The sequence below is a fragment of the Alcanivorax sp. HI0044 genome (assembly GCF_001634945.1).
Map to the genome: position 1 here is coordinate 1 of NZ_LWEZ01001974.1, position 754 is coordinate 754.

General features: G+C 43.6%; 1 protein-coding gene. It reads right to left on the minus strand.

Translation table 11 applies throughout. From position 1 onward, the window contains the following. Positions 1-367: aspartyl/asparaginyl beta-hydroxylase domain-containing protein (locus A3730_RS29200; RefSeq protein WP_197477762.1), on the minus strand; the 367-nt coding region annotated here is incomplete at its 3' end. Between the last annotated feature and the right edge of the window lie 387 nt (positions 368-754).

Below are 754 nucleotides of genomic sequence, written 5' to 3' on the forward strand. Positions count from 1 at the left end.
CAAACATTATCTCGTCTCCTGCATTACGTAACTCTTTCTTATGACCGTTACATTGCATCTCGCAGCAACCGTTAATTAGGTCCTCCAGTAAGAGATGGTAGACATAATGCTGCCTGGTGTGCGTGTGCTCTTTCAGAGTTGCATTAGGCCCAAGGACTGATATTGCAGCAAAAAAAACCCCGGGAACTTTATCAAGTAGAGACGTTGTTAAAGGTAAAAGATTCATCGCTTCTATTTCGGTTATAGTTTCCCCTTTTTTATAGATTACTAAGGCCGTATGATCCCCTTGGCGAACATTGTAGCCGGCTTGATCTTCGCGTAGTCCGTTCTCGAAGACCCAATTTTTTAGATGTGTATCAATTCCCATTCCGGCATTCACGATTTCTTGTATGTACTGGCTTTCTTTGTATGCGCGCCTGAATTCGCAAGCAATTTTTTTATGCTGGCGTCTTATGGTTTGAAGAAAAGTGAATTGCGATGTAGGTATAAACATTTCGTCTTGGCGTCAGGATGGGAAAAAAAGTCTCAGGGCATATCGAGTTGAACTTGTGCCTGCATTCATTCTTTCAAGTACTCTTGTGGCCGCTCGATTGTTCAGCGATACACAGGTTTGAGCGCTCTTAAATTGGGATAATGAGCGTTCTGCCAAGCTGTAAATGATTGGATAGTAACACCCTGTTGCCTTTCGGGATGAAAGGTATATCCCGTTGCCCATTATTTGAGCGCCTATGCCCGCGTAGCTCAGATCATGTCG